Origin of the sequence: Kribbella sp. NPDC003505 (genome assembly GCF_040610875.1) — a bacterium.
Taxonomy (GTDB): domain Bacteria; phylum Actinomycetota; class Actinomycetes; order Propionibacteriales; family Kribbellaceae; genus Kribbella.
The window spans coordinates 80,433-98,037 of record NZ_JBEXNA010000013.1 but is presented as its reverse complement, the minus strand read 5'-3'; the positions used below and the strand labels follow the sequence as shown (position 1 = coordinate 98,037).

General features: G+C 70.7%; 16 protein-coding genes. 3 read left to right on the top strand and 13 right to left on the bottom strand.

Annotated elements, in window-relative coordinates; translation table 11 throughout:
• Positions 1-11: 11 nt before the first annotated feature.
• Positions 12-152: a hypothetical protein gene (locus tag ABZX12_RS34965; protein ID WP_355699721.1), complete on the bottom strand. Its 141-nt coding sequence runs from the start codon at positions 150-152 to the stop codon at positions 12-14.
• Positions 149-949, bottom strand: a complete 801-nt coding sequence (locus ABZX12_RS34960) for a methyltransferase (RefSeq protein WP_355699720.1) — start codon at positions 947-949, stop codon at positions 149-151. Before ABZX12_RS34960 ends, ABZX12_RS34965 begins: the two co-directional genes overlap by 4 nt.
• A gap of 28 nt (positions 950-977) precedes the next feature.
• Between ABZX12_RS34960 and ABZX12_RS34955 the strand changes: the two genes are divergently transcribed.
• Entirely contained in the window at positions 978-2,498 is a 1,521-nt protein-coding gene (locus tag ABZX12_RS34955; RefSeq protein WP_355699719.1) for a PLP-dependent aminotransferase family protein, read from the top strand.
• On the opposite strand, the gene ABZX12_RS34950 is transcribed toward ABZX12_RS34955, so the two are convergent.
• The 3 genes from ABZX12_RS34950 to ABZX12_RS34940 all read right to left on the bottom strand — a co-directional run bounded on the left by ABZX12_RS34950 (position 2,486) and on the right by ABZX12_RS34940 (position 5,197).
• A complete protein-coding gene (locus ABZX12_RS34950) occupies positions 2,486-3,457 on the bottom strand; it encodes a hypothetical protein (RefSeq protein WP_355699718.1) in 972 nt (323 codons plus the stop codon). The genes ABZX12_RS34955 and ABZX12_RS34950 overlap by 13 nt on opposite strands.
• A 13-nt stretch (positions 3,458-3,470) precedes the next feature.
• On the bottom strand, positions 3,471-4,757 hold the full coding sequence (locus ABZX12_RS34945; RefSeq protein WP_355699717.1) for an MFS transporter: 1,287 nt from the start codon (positions 4,755-4,757) through the stop codon (positions 3,471-3,473).
• Positions 4,758-4,840: 83 nt separating this feature from the next.
• Positions 4,841-5,197 carry a sterol carrier family protein gene (locus tag ABZX12_RS34940; RefSeq protein ID WP_355699716.1) on the bottom strand — a complete coding sequence of 119 codons (357 nt, stop codon included), beginning with the start codon at positions 5,195-5,197 and terminating at the stop codon, positions 4,841-4,843.
• 83 nt (positions 5,198-5,280) lie between these two features.
• Between ABZX12_RS34940 and ABZX12_RS34935 the strand changes: the two genes are divergently transcribed.
• Positions 5,281-5,910, top strand: a complete 630-nt coding sequence (locus tag ABZX12_RS34935) for a hypothetical protein (RefSeq protein ID WP_355699715.1) — start codon at positions 5,281-5,283, stop codon at positions 5,908-5,910.
• Here ABZX12_RS34935 and ABZX12_RS34930 read toward each other — a convergent pair.
• Positions 5,907-7,382 (bottom strand): alpha/beta hydrolase, encoded by a 1,476-nt coding sequence (locus ABZX12_RS34930; RefSeq protein ID WP_355699714.1) that lies wholly within the window; start codon positions 7,380-7,382, stop codon positions 5,907-5,909. The two genes, ABZX12_RS34935 and ABZX12_RS34930, sit on opposite strands and share 4 nt — an antisense overlap.
• A gap of 59 nt (positions 7,383-7,441) precedes the next feature.
• Positions 7,442-8,473 carry a regulatory iron-sulfur-containing complex subunit RicT gene (gene ricT, locus ABZX12_RS34925; RefSeq protein WP_355699920.1) on the bottom strand — a complete coding sequence of 344 codons (1,032 nt, stop codon included), beginning with the start codon at positions 8,471-8,473 and terminating at the stop codon, positions 7,442-7,444.
• A gap of 367 nt (positions 8,474-8,840) precedes the next feature.
• Between ricT and ABZX12_RS34920 the strand changes: the two genes are divergently transcribed.
• Positions 8,841-10,733 carry a hypothetical protein gene (locus tag ABZX12_RS34920; protein ID WP_355699713.1) on the top strand — a complete coding sequence of 631 codons (1,893 nt, stop codon included), beginning with the start codon at positions 8,841-8,843 and terminating at the stop codon, positions 10,731-10,733.
• 123 nt (positions 10,734-10,856) lie between these two features.
• On the opposite strand, the gene ABZX12_RS34915 is transcribed toward ABZX12_RS34920, so the two are convergent.
• The 6 genes from ABZX12_RS34915 to ABZX12_RS34890 all read right to left on the bottom strand — a co-directional run bounded on the left by ABZX12_RS34915 (position 10,857) and on the right by ABZX12_RS34890 (position 17,600).
• Entirely contained in the window at positions 10,857-11,507 is a 651-nt protein-coding gene (locus ABZX12_RS34915) for a DUF4190 domain-containing protein (protein WP_355699712.1), read from the bottom strand.
• Positions 11,508-11,536: 29 nt separating this feature from the next.
• The gene (locus ABZX12_RS34910) at positions 11,537-12,421 is read right to left on the bottom strand and encodes a DUF4190 domain-containing protein (RefSeq protein WP_355699711.1); all 885 of its coding nucleotides are present in this window, start codon (positions 12,419-12,421) and stop codon (positions 11,537-11,539) included.
• Between the two features lie 96 nt (positions 12,422-12,517).
• Positions 12,518-13,183 (bottom strand): DUF4190 domain-containing protein, encoded by a 666-nt coding sequence (locus ABZX12_RS34905; RefSeq protein WP_355699710.1) that lies wholly within the window; start codon positions 13,181-13,183, stop codon positions 12,518-12,520.
• 116 nt (positions 13,184-13,299) lie between these two features.
• The gene (locus ABZX12_RS34900) at positions 13,300-14,508 is read right to left on the bottom strand and encodes a DNA polymerase III subunit delta' (RefSeq protein WP_355699709.1); all 1,209 of its coding nucleotides are present in this window, start codon (positions 14,506-14,508) and stop codon (positions 13,300-13,302) included.
• Positions 14,505-16,490, bottom strand: a complete 1,986-nt coding sequence (tmk, locus tag ABZX12_RS34895; RefSeq protein ID WP_355699708.1) for a dTMP kinase — start codon at positions 16,488-16,490, stop codon at positions 14,505-14,507. The genes ABZX12_RS34900 and tmk overlap by 4 nt, the downstream gene beginning before the upstream one ends.
• Before the next feature lie 9 nt (positions 16,491-16,499).
• On the bottom strand, positions 16,500-17,600 hold the full coding sequence (locus tag ABZX12_RS34890; protein WP_355699707.1) for a pyridoxal phosphate-dependent aminotransferase: 1,101 nt from the start codon (positions 17,598-17,600) through the stop codon (positions 16,500-16,502).
• Between the last annotated feature and the right edge of the window lie 5 nt (positions 17,601-17,605).

The following is a 17,605-nucleotide window of genomic DNA, read 5'->3' as shown; positions in this document are numbered from 1 at the left end:
GTACCAGGAGTTCATGAACGCGTCCGCAATTCGTCGACCAGCCGTTCGAGATCGCGATCGGTGACGCCGCCCACCGTGGGCCGCAACTGCCTGCGCCGGTTGCGATTCAGGCCCCAGCAGACCAGGGCGATCAGCACGAGGAGGGCGATCATGTCCGGCCCACTCCCTTGAAGAACGTGTAGTGGAAGGTGCCGCCGGGTTCGGCGGACTTCTCGAGATCGCGGACGCCCGCGGCCCACTCGGCCGCGGTGCGCAGGCCGGCCTCGATCGCGCGGTCGCGCACGGACTCGACCATCGCGATGAACGTCTTGCGGGTGAAGCCGTCAACGAGATGCGGGAGGGTCCGGTCGGCGTACACGGTGCGCGGCCCGACCTGCACGTCGTCGTACCCGGCCTGCTCCAGCAACGGCTGCAGCCGGCGGCCGATGAGCGAGTCGCCGCCCGCCGCGGCCTGGAGGTCGACGAGGCAGTCGATGACGGCCTGGGCGCGCGAGCTGCGCGGGTGGAAGAAGGCGGATTCGTGATCGCCCTCGATCACGGTGATCGTGCCGCCCGGGTTCAGCAGGCCACGAAGCCGGACGAGAGCGGCCGCCGGGTCGGCGAGGTGCTCCAGGACGAAGCAGACGAAGACGTGGTCGAACTTCTCGCCGCGAACGTCGTGGAGGTCCGTGTGCCGCCAGTCGACGGTCGCCTCCGGCGCCTGTTCGGCGACCCGCGCCTTGGCCTGGGCGAGCGACGCCTCGGAGATGTCGATCGAGACCAGGTCGATGCCCGGGCTCCGGGTGACGAGCTGCACGGTCTGCGCGCCCACTCCGCAGCCGGCCTCCAGGACCCTGCTCCCCGGCGGGTAGCTGGTGCCACCGTGCAGCAGGTCGGCCAGCGTGCCGGCCTGGTCGGTCAGCCGGCGCGTCTCCGCCGGGGTGTAGCCGTGGACGTAGTCGATTCCCATAGCTCCACGGTCGCGCCACAATGGTCCTGTGAACAGGTCCAATCCGGCGGCAAGTGGCAGGTCCAAAGGCGGGGCGGACTTCCTCCAGCTCGACCCGGGCGAGGCGCCGCCCGGCGGCCTCGCGGACTGGCTCACCGAGCGCCTCCGCTCGGCGATCTCCACCGGCCACCTGCCGGTCGGCGCCCGCCTCCCCTCGACCCGCACCCTCGCGATCGACCTGGGTATCTCGCGCGGCGTGGTCACCGAGACCTACCAACGCCTCAGCGAGGACGGCCACGTCGCCGGGCGCGGCCGCTCCGGGACGGTCGTCGTCGCCGCGCCCGGCGTGGACCGCTCGACAGGACGTACACCTCTACGTACATCGGCCCGCCCGCCTGGCGCGCTGCGCGCAAGGGGCTCAGAGGCCGACACCTCCTGTCCTCCTGCACCGAACCTGCGCGAGGCCGGGCTCGACATCTTCGACAGCCTGCGGGAGGCGCCGTCGCGGATCGACCTGACGCCAGGCGTGCCCGATCTGGCGGCGTTTCCGCGCAGCGCCTGGCTGCGCGCGGAGCGAGCCGTGCTGGCGGACCTGGCCTCGACCGAGTTCGGGTACGGCGACCCCGCCGGGACGCCGACGCTGCGCCGCGCGATCGCGGCGTGGCTGGCGCAGTACCGCGGGATCGCGGCGGATCCGGAGGACCTGATCGTCGTGGCCGGTGTGGCCCAGGCGATCGGGCTGGTGGCGCAGCTGCTCGACCAGGAGGACGTGCACGCGATCGCGGTCGAGGACCCCGGCTCGCTCGGCTCCCGGCAGCACCTGCAGAACTGGGGCATGCGGACCCCGCCGATCCCGGTCGACGACCGCGGGCTGCGGGTCGACGTACTGCGGGAGTCCGGCGCGAGCGTGGTGATGGCGACGCCGGCGCACCACTTCCCGACCGGTGTCGTCCTGGACGGCGAGCGCCGGCGTGAGCTGATCCGGTGGGCGGCCGACGGCGGGCTGATCATCGAAGACGACTACGACGCCGAGCACCGGTACGACCGCCCGCCGGTGCCCGCGCTCCGCGCCATGCTGCCCGACCAGGTGATCTACACCGGCAGTGTCTCCAAGCTGCTCGCCCCGGCGCTGCGGATCGGGTGGATGCTGGCGCCCGCGCGCTACAAGGAAGAGCTGATCGCCCGCAAACGGCTGGCCGACCTCGGCAACGCGAGCCTGCCGCAGCTCACCCTCGCGCACCTGATGGAGTCCGGCGAACTCGAACGCCAGCTGCGCTTCCTCCGTCGCCGGCACCGGGTCCGCCGCGACGCGATGGTCACCGCCATTCGCGACCATTTGCCTGAGGCCACCATCCACGGCGCCGCCGCGGGGCTGCATCTCACCATCACCTTCGAGACCGGAGACGACACCGCCCTGGCCGCGGCTGCGCTGGACGCCGGGGTGAAGACCCACCCGCTGTCGTGGCACTGCCAGCTCCCGCACCCTCCCGGGTTGGTCCTCGGCTACGCCGCCCGCCACCCGACCGAGATCGCCGAGGCCATCGCCACGATCGCGGCTCAGCGGGTGTAGAGCGGGGACATCGCGAGCGCGAACTGGGTCATCAGGTCCGGGTTGACCGCGCGCTCCGGGAGCGGCACCAGGTCGACCAGCTTGTCGTCGCCGACGCGGATCGTCGTCCGGCCGGTGGCGGTGTCGACGTACGCCTCGTCGCCGAGCGGGATCGACTGCGAGGTCGGGGCCTTGCGGATCGGCGCCATCAGCGCTTCGGCGTCCGGCTCCCGGCGGACCGAGGTGGACAGCGCGCCCGCCGGGCCGATCCACCCGCAGACCAGGTCGCCCACGAGGGTCTCACCGTCGCGCCGGGCCACCGGCGGCGCGCCCATCACCTTCTCCGCCGCCCGCGAACCGCGGTCACACTCGGGGCGCGTGATCAGCCGCTCGGGTTCTTCCAGCCCGGGGGCCTGCCGGACGACCTCCTGGCCGAGGGCAACGTACTTCGCGAGGGTGGCCTGCGGCCCGGTGAGCTTGTACAGCTTGCCGTCCAGCAGGAACACCACGAACGTGCCCGTCCCGAAGCCGCCCTGCCCGAGTTTGGCGGGCTTGGCGGGCTCACGCGGGTGTGCGGCGTACGCCTTCTGGATCGCCGTCAGGGTGGCCGCCGTGGCCGGGAGCACCGACACGCCGACCCGCAGCACCGATGCCTTCGGGCCGGAGCCGAGCGTGAACTGACAGACGTCGTACGTCGGGACGCCGAACTCGGCCGGCGGGTTCCTGGGCTGCATGGTCGCGACCGGCACCGCGAGCGCCGTCTGCACCACCGTGGGATCCATCCGCGTGCACAACGTGTCCGCGACCTTCGGGGTCTCGGACGGCGTCGCGGACGGCGTTTCCGACGGCGTCTCCGACGGCGGCGCGCTCGTCGACACCAGCGGCGGGACGCTCGGCGCGGTCTCCGACCCGGGACCTGAGCAGCCCGCGAGCAGGACGGAGGCCAGCGCGGAAACGATCACTACCCGGCGGATACGCATGATGGCAGGAACTCTAACCGGCGGCCCGGAGCTCCCTTTCGCGGACGGCGTGTTCGTCGGTACGGGAATCGTACCGCCAGAACTCGCGCAGCCAGACAGCTGTGGCGACCACGCCGGCGACGCACATCACGCCCCCGCTGACGATTGCCGTCCGGACCGTGGTGAGGTCGGCGACGAGCCCGGAGCGGGCCTGGCCGCCGAGCGGGCCGAGCGAGTAGCCGAGCATCTCGATCCCGGCCAGCCGCCCGCGCATCTCGTCGGGGATGGTCTGGTTCCAGATCACCGACCGGAAGAGCACCGACACCATGTCGGCCGCGCCGGCCAGGGCGAAGAACCCGATCGCGAACCAGATGTTCGGCGCCAGGCCGGCGATCCCGACCGCGGCGCCCCAGCCCATCGTGGCCAGCACCACCGCCCGGCCCTGGTGGTGCACATGTTTGGCCCAGCCGCTGGTCAGGCTGGCGCACATCGCCCCGATCGCCTCGGCGCTGTACAGCAGGCCGAGCAGCCTCGGTTCCTGCAGGACGTCCGTCGCGAACGCCGGGAACAGCACGATCGGCATCGCCAGGAACATCCCGACCATGTCGACCAGGTACGTCGCCAGCAGGTCCTTGCGGCGGAACGCATACACGATCCCGCCGCCGATCGCCCGCAGACTGGGCGCCGTCGAGTGCTCGCCGGCACGGTACGACCCGAGGCGGGCGTAGAGCAGCGTCGCGAAGACGATGCCGGCCAGCTCGACCGAGAACGCCCAGGTCACGCCCACTGAACCGACCAGGACGCCGCCGAGTGCGGGTCCGGCCAGTTGGCCGACCTGCGAGGTCAGTGAGCTCAGCGCGACCGCGGCCGGGATCTCCTCGTGCTTGACCACCCGCGGCAGGAGCGCCTCCCGGCTCGGCCGCTGCAGCGACGAGGCGACCGCGTTCAGGGCGCCGCAGACGTAGATCAGCCAGACCTGCGGGTTCGGGAGCAGCGTGTTCGCGACCATCAGCGCGGAGATCACGACCTGCGCGAGACCGGTGCCGACGAGCAGCTTGCGGCGCTCCACGTGGTCGGCCAGCGCGCCGCCGTACAGGCCGAAGACGACCAGCGGGACGATCGTCACCAGGCCCATCGCGCCGACGGCGAAGTTCGAGCCGGTGAGTTGGTAGAGCTGGTACGGCAGCGCGACGTAGCCGACCATGCCGCCGAGGAAGAAGACCGATCCCGACACCAGCAGGATGCGGAAGTCGCGAGAACCACGCCACGGAGTCAGATCCACGCGCAACCGGGCCAGCCGCGCGCGAAGACTTGCTGCCACCGCCCCATACTGACAGTTCCGACCGGCCTGGACGAACCTGTTTCATTCTCCGGCCGCGGGGCGCCGGTTCGTTGCCGAGGGCGTCAATCGAGGGGGAGCAGGGCGGACAGGTCGGTGCGTTCGCCGCTGGCGCGGAGTTTGCCGGTCAGCCGGGCGTCGGGCCAGCTGACGCGGCCGAGCGCCACGTCGATCCACAGCTCCGGGGGCATCTCGATCACCGCTCCCGGCGTCCCGCGGGTGTGCCGCGGGCCCTCGATGCACTGCACCGCGCCGTACGGCGGGACGCGGACCTCGACCGCGTGCCCCGGCGCCTTGGCGACAAGACGTTTCAGCAGTTCCTTCGTGAGCAGTTTCAGGTCGGCGCGTTCCGCCGTACCGTCGTTGTAGCGCTGCAAGGCCTGCCGGAACAGGGGGTCGGACAGGGGGTCGGACGTCTCCACGACGTGCCAGCGTACGCGGCAGTTTGCGGAGACGCCCCTCTCGTCAGGGATAATCGGGCCGGAGAGAGGGAAGCGAGGTCGGGATGCTCACGCCCAGGCACCAGGCGCTGCTGATGACGCTGGCGGGAATGACCGTCGGCGTAGCGGTGTTCGGAACGGTCGTCGCCGTGAACGGTGGAAACCCGTTCACCGCCCACGACACGCCCGTGGGGTTCGTGAGTCCGACGCCCTCCGGCACGCCGAGCCGCGGCGACGGCCTCCAGGCCGACGGGCTGCAGTACGTCGTGCAGAACTTCGGCACCGACAACGACCCGGTGTCCGCCGAGGTCCCGGCCGGCTGGAAGAGCGCCCAGGGCGGCACCCGGCCGAAGTTCCTCGACTCGACCGGCGTCTGGCAGCTCCGGTTCGACACCCGGGGCAGCAAGCAGCCGCCGGACCGGCTGGTCGCGAACCGCGAGCGCAGCATCGACGAGCCCGGCCTCAAGGTGCTCAGCCGGGACAACGGCACGCTGATCTACACCTACACCGACAAGACCCGCGGCCCCCGGATGGGCCTGTCGCGCTGGATCTCGCTCGACAACGGCAAGACATCAGCCGTCGAGATCACTGTCGGCGGCCGCCCACAGGACGAGGCCGGCCTGCGCGCCGTCCTCCAGCACGCCACCGACACCATCAAGCTCCCGGTGGCCGACGGCGACAACCGGCCCAACTAACACTTGATGTCGGCGGCTGGTGTGTTGCCCTGCACCAAGTAGCTCTCGACGACGTTCTTCACGCAGGCGTTGCCGGACAGGTACGCCGTATGGCCGTCGCCGTCGCGGGTGACGAGGATGCCGTTCTCCAGCTGGTGTGCCAGCCCGACCGCCCACTCGTACGGCGTGGCCGGGTCGCGCGTCGTCCCGAGGACCATGATCGGCTTCGCACCGGCCGCCTTGATCTGGTGCGGCTTGTCCGTCGGCTTCACCGGCCAGTTGATGCAGGCCACCGACGACCAGGCGAGGAACTCACCGAACCGCGGCGACGCCACCTTGTACTCCGGCACCTTGGCCTGCAGCTGCGCGACCGACGCGAAGTCGGGCTTGTCCGAGCAGTTGACCGCGATCTGGACCTCGTTGGAGTTGTCGGCGTACCCGGACGGCTTGCGGTCGGTGTACTCGTCGGCGAGCGCGAGCAGCCGGGCGCCGTTCCCGGCGAGACCGTCGGCGACGGCGTCCTCGAGCCGCGGCCAGAAGTCCTTCAGGTACAGCGGGTAGACGATCCCGAGGATGACCAGCGCCTGCGTGACCTGGCGCTGCCCGTCACCCGGGAGCGGGTTCGCGTCGCTGGTCTTGATCAGCTGGTCGACCTTCGCCAGCACCTCGTTCTTGCTGCTGCCGAGCTTGCAGGAGCGCTGTGCACAGTCCTCGGCGAAGGCGTCCAGCGCCTTGTCGAAGCCCTTCGCCTGCGCCATCCCCATCTGCTCGGACGTGATCGCCGGGTCGACGGCGCCGTCCAGCACCATCCGGCCGACGTTCTTCGGGAACAGCTCGGCGTACGTCGCACCGAGGTAGGTGCCGTACGACATGCCGAGGTAGTAGAGCTGGGGGTCGCCGACGATGCCGCGCAGCACGTCGATGTCGCGGGCCGCGTCCTTCGTGTTCACGTGCGGGAGCAGCTGGCCGGAGCGTTGCTCACAGCCGGTCGCGAAGGCCTTGGACTGCTTCTCCAGGTCGGCGATCTCGGCGGCATCGTCCGGGCTGCCGTCGGCGGCGATCATCGCGTCCAGCTGGGCGGTGTCCAGGCACCGCACCGGGGTGGACTCGCCGACGCCGCGCGGGTCCCAGCCGATGATGTCGAACTTCCGCAGCAGCGACGACCCGAACAGCATCGGCACCTGCGCCGCGAATTCCTGCCCGGAGGCTCCCGGGCCGCCCGGGTTGATGAACAGCGTCCCGAGCCGGCCGCCGCGGTCCCGGGCCAGCACCTTCCGGGCCCGCAGCTCGATGGTCTGACCGGTGGGCTTGGTGTAGTCCAGCGGGACCTCGATGGTCGCGCACTGCTGGTTCGAACCGCAGCGCTCCCAGTCCGGCTTCTGCTGGTAGTACTTGTCCAGCCCGGCCGGGATCGGCCCCACAGGCCCGCTGGGCGGGTTGCTGCCGACACCAGGCGCCGTACCGTCGCCGGCGTCCTGCGCCCGGCTTGCCACGCCACATCCGCTCGCGAACACCGCAAGACTTGCCACCAGTACGGTCGACCTGCGGAATCTCACTGCGCGGAATCTCCCTCGTCGTCATGATGCAGGCGGCGCCGCCGGCGTGGTTTGCGCGCCCGCCGCTCCGCACGGGTCTCGGCGCGCTCTTCGGTGACGTCTTGTGGCGGCGCGGGCGTTTCCGGCGTTTCCTTGGTTTCCGGCGTCTTGGTTTCGGGTGTTTCCGGTGTTTCCGGTACGACGGGTGGTGCGTCCGGGGTCGTCGTACCGGAGGCTTCGTACTGCTGCCGCGGCGAGCAGACGTCCGCCCGGCTGCACGCGCACCGCCGTCCCGACGCCGCCAGCCGCACGACGACGGTGTCGCTCGGCACGTTGTGCCCGACCACCACTCCATCACCCGCGGGGGTCTCCACCGCGGACCCGACCGCGGGCGCCTTCGCGTTGAATTCCTGGTACAGCGGGTGCTCGTACTTCAGGCAGCACATCAACCGGCCGCAGGCGCCGGAGATCTTCAACGGGTTCAGCGGCAGGTCCTGGTCCTTCGCCATCCGCACGCTGACCGGCTCGAAGTCCTTCAGGAACGTCGCACAGCACAGGTCCCGCCCGCACGGCCCGATCCCGCCCTGCAACCGCGCCTCGTCGCGCGCACCGACCTGCCGCAGCTCGATCCGCGCCCGCAGCGCACGGGCCAGATCGCGCACCAACTCACGGAAATCCACCCGGTGCGGCGCCGAGAAGTACACGATCACGAGCTGGTCCACATCCGGCCGCCGGTCGACGAAATCGATCCCGACCACCTTCATCGGCAGCCCGTGCTCCCGGATCGTCCGCTTCGCGATGACCCGCGCGTCCGCCCGCCGCTGCCGGTTCTTCTCGTCCCGGTCCAGGTCGTCACCGGTCGCGATTCCGGCGCACAACGGCAGCCCGCCGACGTCCTCGGTCACGTACTGCGGCGCCCACACACACTCCGCAACCTCAGGCCCGTCGTCGGTAGGCACCAACACCTTGTCCCCCACCCGGGGCCGAAAGTCACCCGGATCAAGGTAGTAAAGCCGCCCGTAGCGCTCGAACGACACCGCCATGACCATACCCACGCGGCCAGAGTACTTGCAGGAGACCATCCACCGCGTGACTACCGCGCTGGCCCTCGTCCAGGGGCTGACCGTGATGAGTGAGGGCGTGCAAGGAACCCGGATGCCCACACAGGCCCTTTCTCGTCACTACGCTTCCCACCGTTGCCCACTCGACTCCCCCGGACTACCGCCCGCTTATGACGGGCGAGCAGCCCAGTTCCACACACTGCTCCACGCGCCAATCACCAGGCAGACTCTCGCGGCGAACGACCTCCGATCCCCGCGATCGATCTCGTCGCAAAGCACGCTTCCCCTTGTATGCAAGGGCTTCGACCACCGAACCGATTTGGCTGTAACCATTCCGTGATCTACAATAGAACACATGTTCGGGACCGATCTGGATGAGCTCACCGACACGGACCTACTGGCCGCGGCGGCTGAGTACGCCCAGCTCGAGAACCGCGCCGCTGTCCGCGTACTGGAGGCCGCACTGTCCTACGCCGACCGCAACGCTGTCGTCTCCTGGACATCGGACGAGCCACTGCCAGGCTACGAACGCCTGCGGGTGTACGGCGGTGACGGATGCCCCGAGGTGGCCGAGTTCGCGCCGATCGAGTTCGGCGCCGTCCTAGGCGTCTCCAGCGGCGCCGCCTCCGCGCTGATCGGTGAGGCACTGGCGCTACGCCACCGCCTCCCGAAGGTCTGGGCCGCCGTGCTGGCCGGACAGGCGATCGCCTGGCGAGCCCGCAAAATCGCCCATACCTGTCTGTCGCTGTCGCTCGAGGCGGCCGCGATCGTGGACCAGCGGATCGTACGCATCGTGAACACCGTGACGCCGAGAAGACTGACCGCGATCACCACCGCCGCGATCTGGGAAGCCGATCCCGAGCAGGGCCGAGCCCACGCCGAAGCCGCCGCCGAGACCCGCGGCGTCTTCGTCTCCCAGTCCGACGACCACGGCACCAAACGCATCTGGGTCCGCGCCGCCGCCGGCGCCGTCATCCGCTTCGACGCCACCATCGACGACCTCGCCCAAGCCCTCGCAACCCTCGGTGACACCGACACCCTCGACCAACGCCGCGCCAAAGCTATCGACTGGATCGCCGACCCAGCCGCCGCCCACCAGCTCAGCGAAGTCGCCCGCTACCTCGCCCGCACCCACCCCACCAGCACCCCAACCAACCCCACCGCCGAAACTCCGACCCCGCCGACCGCCGCCGGTTGCGACGCGGCCGCGGATGAGGCGGCCTGGGGCGATGCGGCGAGGGATGCGGCGAGGGATGCGGCGAGCGCCGATGATGGCCGCCTGGAGGAGCCCACCGGCCAAGAATCGGAGCTACTACCCCTCGACAAAGAGCAGTACTCGCCAGGCGTCGAGACCAAGGTGGTTCCAGCCGATGACGACCTCGCGGTCCACAGCAGGCTCGAGGCCAGTTGCATTCGGAACCAGCGCGACACCCCGACCGCCGACGCGTTCACACGACAAGCACTGGCGGGAACTCTGGCGGCCCGGCTGGCCGCGATCAAGCACGACGCCCACAGCGGCGGCCTCGGCGCGGGCAGCAGCCGACCCAACCGCCACACCCTGTACGTGCATCTCACCGACAGAACCCTCGCGACCGGCATCGGCGTACTACGCGTCGAGGAACTGGGCCCGCAACTCGCCAGCCAACTCAGCGAACTGCTCGGCCACGACCAGATCATCCTCAAGCCGGTGATCGACCTGCACGACCAAGTCAGCGTCCACAGCTACGAAATCCCCGACCGCATCCGCGAACGTGTCCGCCTGCGCCACCCCGTCGACATGTTCCCGTACAGCGGCGCCGAAGCCACGGCTCGCATGGACCAAGACCACATCGCCCCGTACCACCACACCCGCCCACCAACGCCAACGACGCAACCAGCCCCTGTACGACCAACGCCAGCCGCGTCAATGCGGTCAGCATCGGCACGGTCGGCATCAGCACGGTCGGCATCAGCTGCGGCATGGACGGCAGCGTCGTCACGGCCACCCGGCCCAACGCGCCCGCCCACGTCTCCGGGCTCACGCGGAGCGCGCCCGCCTGGCCAGACACGCTCGTCAGACCGCACCGGCCCGCCGGGGCAAACCAGCGTCGACAACCTCATACCGCAAGGCCGACTCCACCACCGCGCCAAAACCTTCGGCGGCTGGAGGAACCGGCGCCTGCCCAGCGGCGCCATCGAATGGACCAGCCCCCACGGCTTCTGCTTCGTCGTCGACCACACCGGCACACATCAACTTCCACGCCGATAGCCCGACGGCCGCCTACCCGAACCCAGATCCTACTTCGGGAGAGAACGCCGCGACCGCGCAGCGGTCACCAACCCGCGGCGCGTAGTCGGATGCGGGAAGCGCCTGCGTAGCACGCGAGGGCTTCTAGCGGTGGCTGTCTTTGATCGTGTGGGTGTGTTGTTGCGGGTGGGGAGCGCCGGAGTAGTCGTCGTCGGAGGCTGTCGTGCCCAGGACGATGAGGAAGAGGAACAGCAGGACGGAGCCGATCGTGATCAGGGAGCCGATGACCAGGCCGGCGATTGCCATTCCCTTGCCTTCCTGGCCGCGGCGCTTGATCTGGACGAGCGCAGCGATCGCCAAGCCGACACCTACTGGTGCGGAGAAGCCGATGACCAATCCGCCGAGGGCGCAGATCAATGCGGCCGTGGCCAGGCCGTTGGTGCCGCCCGACCCGCCGTACTGGAAGCCGGCGTAGCCGGCGTTGACATACGGCGTCTGCGCGTACTCCGCCTGCTGCCCGTACTGCCCTTGCGTGTACGGCCCTTGCGCGTACGGCTGACCGTACTGACCTTGCCCTGGCTGGCCGTACTGACCTTGGCCTGGCTGACCGTACTGACCTTGGCCCGGCTGGCCGTACTGACCTTGGCCTGGCTGACCGTACTGTGCCTGCCCGTACTGGCCCTGAGCTGGCTGACCGTACCCCGGTTGCCCGGGAGGCGCCCAGGACGTGGCGGGTAGCGGCCGGGTGATGTCCTGCGGGCGCTCGGGGTTCGAGTCGTGCGGTGGCTGAGTCACGTCGCGCATCGTATCGGTCTGGCAGGCGGCTAGCGGTGGCTGTTCTTGACGCTGCTGGTGAGTTTCTCGTCGTCGGGGGCGAAGGCGGCGCACAGGACTCGGTGGTCGCCGTGGTTCCAGGCGGACTTGGCCGGGGTCCACCAGTCCAGCATGAGTTCCGACTCGTCGCTGGGCTTCCCGACGTAGGTACCGAACGCGGGGGCGCAGGCGTTCTCGGCCGCTTCATCGATGGCGGTGTCGCCGGGGTAGGTCGTACCGGGAAGGGTCACGATCGCGACGATCTCGCCGTCGTGGTCCGTCGTGCACGGCTGCCGGGACACCTCGTCCTCTTCGCTGCCGTCGTCGTCGAAGCACTCGCCGACCACGAGTTCGTCGACGTACGTCGTCGGGCCGGAGTTCGACGTCACCGGTTCCGGTGCGCCGTAGTCGTCGTCGGCGGACGAGCCGAACGCGATGACGAGCGCGAACAGCAGTGCGTACCCGACTGACACCACGGACCCGATCACCACGCCGGCGATCGCCATTCCCTTGCCTTCTTGGCCGCGGCGCTTGATCTGTACCAGCGCCGCGATCCCCAGGCCGATCGCCACCGGCGCGGCCAAGCCGACGATCAGCCCGCCGAGCCCGGTGACGAGCGCGGCCGTCGCCAGCCCGTTCGTCCCGCCCGAGCCGCTGTAGCCGTACCCGTAGCTGTAGCCGTACCCGTACGGTCCCGGAGCCTGCCCGTACGCCGAGGGGTACTGGCTCGGCCCGTAACCGGCCCCGTACGCCGGCCCCGGCTGCCCGTACCCAGGCCCCGGCTGCCCGTTCGCCGACGGCCCGCCCGGCGCCTGACCGTACCCGGTCTGCCCGGTCTGCCCACCCGGCGTGCCGGACCCATCCGCCGCATCCGGCCGTCCGTACGTGGGAAACACACGGGTCGGATCGTGTGGCCGATCCTGTGGCCGTTCCGGCTCCTGGCCGTACGGTGGCTGAGTCACGCTGCTACCCCCACTGGTCCCCCGCAGGCACTACCGCTGTGATCCGCGCATCGTACCCGTCAGATGGGTCCCGGGCATCCCGACCAGACACAGGACGTTGCCACTAGCAACAGCGCGGTCCTCCAGCACGACGTAGTACATGTCCAGCTCGGACTGCTCGTAGGGCTTCCCGACGAACTCCCGGAACGCGCCCGCGCATTGCTGCGTGGCGACCGTCCCGGTCTGACCGGTGGACAGGCCGACGAGCGCCGCCTGCACCTTCGCGTACGCCTCGCCCGTGTGGCCCGCGGCACAGTCGGCGATCCGGACCAGCCGGAGCGCCTCGGCTTCGAGGTCGGCGTCGAAGCACCGGCCGACGTCCACCTGCGAGATCGACACGGTCCGGCCGATGCCGCGCCGGTGCTCGCCGATCAGGTTGAGCGTGACCGCGACGCCGATCGCGATCACCCAGCACAGTGACACCACCAGGGCGCCGTACGCGAGCCGTCTCCCCTGCCCGCCGGCGCGCTTGATCCGCCGTAGCGCGACACCGGCCAGCACGACCGCGATCGGCACCAGCCCGGGCAGGCTGGTCGCGAACGCGGCGACGGCGTACCCGTCCTGGCGGCCCTTCGGTGCCGGGACGCCCTCCAGCCAGGACTCGGCCGACGGCAACGACGGCCGTGCCGGCTGAATCGGGGACGACGGCTGGGTCATGGGCTTCCGTTCGACAGGGCGCCGAGCGGTCTGCTCAGCTCGGACACCCAGTCATCGGACCCGCTGGTCTCGGTGTTACACCGTCCGCCCAGTTATCGGACGAGGTGATTCACGCCTCAGCGCGCCAGCCGCCGCGGGATCGTGAAGCCGTCGCTGCGGCCTTCGAACAGCGAGACCGTCATCGCCTCGAGCGCGACCAGCGGCGCGACGTTCGCCTCGATCGCTTCGCGGCACGTCGTGATCGCGTCGATCCGGCGGACGGTCTGCTCGGCGGTCGTCCGGTGGCCGAGCTGCTCGATGGTGCGGCGCAGCTCGGCGTTGATCAGCTCGCTGCCGGCGCCGGTCTGCACCAGGAGGACGTCCCGGTAGAGCGCCATCAGGTCGACCAGCGAGCGGTCGAGGACGTCCCGCTCCCACCGTTTGGCGCGGGCCTTCTGCTGGTCCTCGAGCTCCTTCAGCGCCGCGTTCGCCTCCCGCGGCCGGGCGCCCTTCGTCCCGACCCCGAGAGCCTGCTCGAGCGCGGCCCGCTCCTTCTCGTCGACCTTCTCGGCGCTGGCCTTGGCCTCTTCCTTGGCCGCTTCGACCAGCTGCTGCGCCGCCTTCAGGCACGCTCCGAGGTCACGCAGGGCGAACGGTACTTCGAGCACCTTGTTCCGCCGGTCGCGGACCGCCTCGTCGCGGGCCAGCGCCCGCGCCCGGCCGATGTGCCCCTGCGCGGCCCGCGCCGCGAACCACGCCAGGTCCGCGTCCACGCCCACCTTCGCACGCAGCATCTCCGCGACCGCGGCGACCGGCGGCGTCCGCAGCACCAGCAGGCGGCAGCGCGACCGGATCGTCGGCACGACGTCCTCGACGGTCGGCGCGCACAGCACCCACACGGTCCGCGGCGCCGGCTCCTCGATGCTCTTCAGCAACGCGTCCGCGGCCTGCTCGGTCAGCCGGTCCGCGTCCTCGACGACCATCACCTGCCACCGGCCCTGCGTCGGGCTCATCGCCGCCCGGCGGACCAGCTCGCGCACCTCGCTGACCCGGATCGAGAGCAGCTCGGTGCGGATCAGCGACACATCCGGATGCGCGCCGGTGAGCGCCGTCCGGCACTCGTTGCACTCGCCGCAGCCCTCGTCGGCGCACTGCAACGCGGCCGCGAACGCCCGGCCCGCGTTCGACCGGCCGGATCCCGGCGGTCCGGTGATCAGCCAGGCGTGGGTCATCCCGGCGACCGCGGCGCCCGTCTCGCCCCGCAGTACGGCGGCGGCGCCGGCGACAGCCTTGCGCAGTACGGCGACCGCGGGCTCCTGCCCGACCAGGTCGTCCCAAACACTCATAGGCCCACCTTCGGCAGCATCGGTTCCAGTCGGGCGCGGATCTGTTGCGCGATGGCCTCGCGGTCCTGCGTCGCGTCGAGGACCAGGTAGTGCTGCGGCTCGGCCGCGGCCAGCTCGAGGAACGCGTTCCGCACCCGCTCGTGGAAGTCGTCGGCCTGCGCCTCGATCCGGTCCCGCTCGGTGAACCGGCCGAGACCGCCCTTCGGCGGCATGTCCAGCAGGACGGTGAGGTTCGGCCGCAGATCGTCGGTCGCCCACCGGTTCACCCGCTCGACGTCGGACAGGTCCAGGTCCCGCCCGGAGCCCTGGTAGGCCAGCGCGGAGTCGACGTACCGGTCGGTGATCACGACCGCACCGGCCTTCAGCGCGGGTTTGATCACCGAGTCGACGTGCTCCGCCTTGTCCGCGGCGTACAGCAGGGCCTCGGTGCGGTGCGAGATGTCGCCGGTCGCCGGGTCGAGGACGATCTGGCGCAACGTCTTGCCGATCTCGGTCGCGCCGGGCTCCCGGGTCAGCAGGACCTGCTGGCCCTGCTCCTCCAGCCACTTCACCAGCAGCGCGGACTGGGTCGACTTGCCCGCCCCGTCGCCGCCCTCGAGCGCGATGAACAGACCGGTCGTCGGATAGTCGCCGCGGGTCTTGCCGAAGCTGCGCCGCACGTCGCGCCAGAACGGCACCCCGGGGCGGTCGTCCATCTGCCGCCAGGCGAGCAGGCCGATCACGCCGGCCAGGATCGCGGCCGCGACCATCGTCATCGTGGCGCCGTTGTACGTCGCCGAGCGGCCGCCGATCGTCCACGTGTGCCGGCCGATCGCGCCGGCGGCGAACGGCGCGATCGCCAGCGTGACCGCGAGCACCGTCCGGACCGCCGACTGCACGAACGCGAACGTCCGCCCGCGCACCGCGTCCGGCACCTCGAGCCCGAGCAGCGTGTATCCGGAGACCCACGAGCCGCCGGCGCAGAACCCGAGCAGGATCGCGATCATCGTGGCGATCTCGATCTGCTGGATCAGCGCCAGCCCGGCCAGGCAGAGCCCGGACCCGACCAGCCCGGCCGCGAACAGCCGGCGCCGGGACAGCCCGGAGAAGATCCGCGGCGCGAACCCCATCCCGAGTGCCAGCCCGCCGAACACCGCCCCGAAGAGCAGGCCGTATCCGGGGTCGCCCGCGCCGAGGTCCTCGACGTACGTCCGGCCGAGGCCGATCACGACCGCGCCTGCCGCGAACGCCCCGGAGATGCCGACCACGAGCCCGCGGACCACCGGCGTACCGGTGACGTAGGACCAGCCCTCGACCATGGTCCGCCACAGCGTCGGGTGCTCGTCGTGCTCGTGCACCGCGCGGCCGATCTCGGCGACCGACACGATCGCGACCGCCGAGATCACGAAGGTCGCCGCGTTCACGTAGACGGCCAGGTCGATCGAGAAGTCGCCGGCCCAGCGGGTGACCAGCGTGATCGCGGTGAAGATCACCGCGGCCGGGAGAGCCGAGCCGTACGTCGTGATCAGGCTGAGCTGGTTGGCCGCCTCGAGCCGGTGCCGGGGCACCAGGTTCGGCACGCTGGCGTCCTTGGCCGGGCCCCAGATCAGGCTGACGATCTCGATCAGCACGGTCGCGACCAGCAGCCAGGTGAGCGTGCCGACGAGCGGGATCGTCACAAAGAACGCGGCCCGGACCAGGTCGCCGACGATCATCGTCCAGCGCCGGTCGAGCCGGTCCGCGATCCAGCCGGCCACCGGCCCCATCACGAGCGCCGGCAGCACCCGCAGGAACAGCACGCCGCCGATCGCGAAGTTCGCCAGCTGGTAGTCGTCACCCGCGAACGACTTCGCCATCGCTGTCAGTGCCAGCAGCCCGATCCAGTCGCCCAGGCTGGACAGCCCGAACCCGATCCACAGCCGCCGGAACGCCCGGATCCGCAACACCGCCCGCACATCGTGCGCCGGTGCAGGATCGGTCAACGGGTCATGAACCTCCGGCACACCGCAAGCCTAGTGGGCGGCGTGGACAGCCTCGCGCAGCGCATCCAGCGCCGCCTTGAGCTCCTCCTCCGGCAAGAATCCGAACCCGAGCCGGAAGACCCGCGACTCGTCCCCGAACCAGTCCCCGTCCGCCAGCCGCACCCCCAGATCACCCGCCGTACGCCGGAACTCGGCCAGGTCCACCTGCGGGCGCCACCGAACCACGCACAAGGCCCCGGCGGAGGGACGGACCCACTCCACAACGTCACTGTTCGCCTGCACCCAGTCCTGGGTGATCAGGAGGTTCTGCTCGAGCCAGGTCCTGCGCTCGGCGAGGATGCGGGGCTCCTGCTCGAAGACTCGCACCGCGAGCGCCTCCGTCACCGGAGACGCGGAGACGACCGTGCTGAACTTCGCCGTCGTCAGCCGCTCCACGAGCCCCGCGTCCGTGCTGATCACCCACCCGATCCGCAACCCGGCCGCCCCGTGGCACTTGGACAACGACGCCACGGACACCACCTTCGGCCCCAGCCCGAGCGCCGTGTCCGCCACCGGATCATCGCCGTACGACGCGGTGCGATAGGTCTCGTCGACCATCAGGTACGCGTCCGGGCAGACCTCACTCATCGCGTCGGCAATCTCGCTCAGGGTCTCCCGCGGTACGGCGACACCGGACGGGTTCTGTGGCGTCGCCAGGCTGACCAGCCTGGTCTCGGGCGTCAGCTGCGCACGTACGGCGTCCGCGGTCACCCGATAGCCCTCGTCGAAGCTCAACGGAACCACCCGCACCGACGCCCCGACCGTCTCGAACGCGTTCCGGGTCATCGGGAACTCCGGCGCGGTCGTGACGACCTGACCACCCTGATCCGCCAGCAGGTACGCGAGCAGGAAGATCCCGTGCATGCCGCCGACGGTGACCACCACGTCCTCCGGTCGTACGCCGTGCCGGTCCGCGATCGCCGTCCTCAGCTGAAGGCCTCCGGCGGCGGTGCCGTAGCCGAGTTCGAGGTCGGCGAGCTCCGGGGTGAGCAGGTCCGCGAGCCGGAGGTCCGGCCCGTAGCTCTCACCGAGGTCGTGCTGGGGCTGCGACGCGGTCAGGGACATGATCTCGTTGCGCGGGAAAGTGGCCATACCGC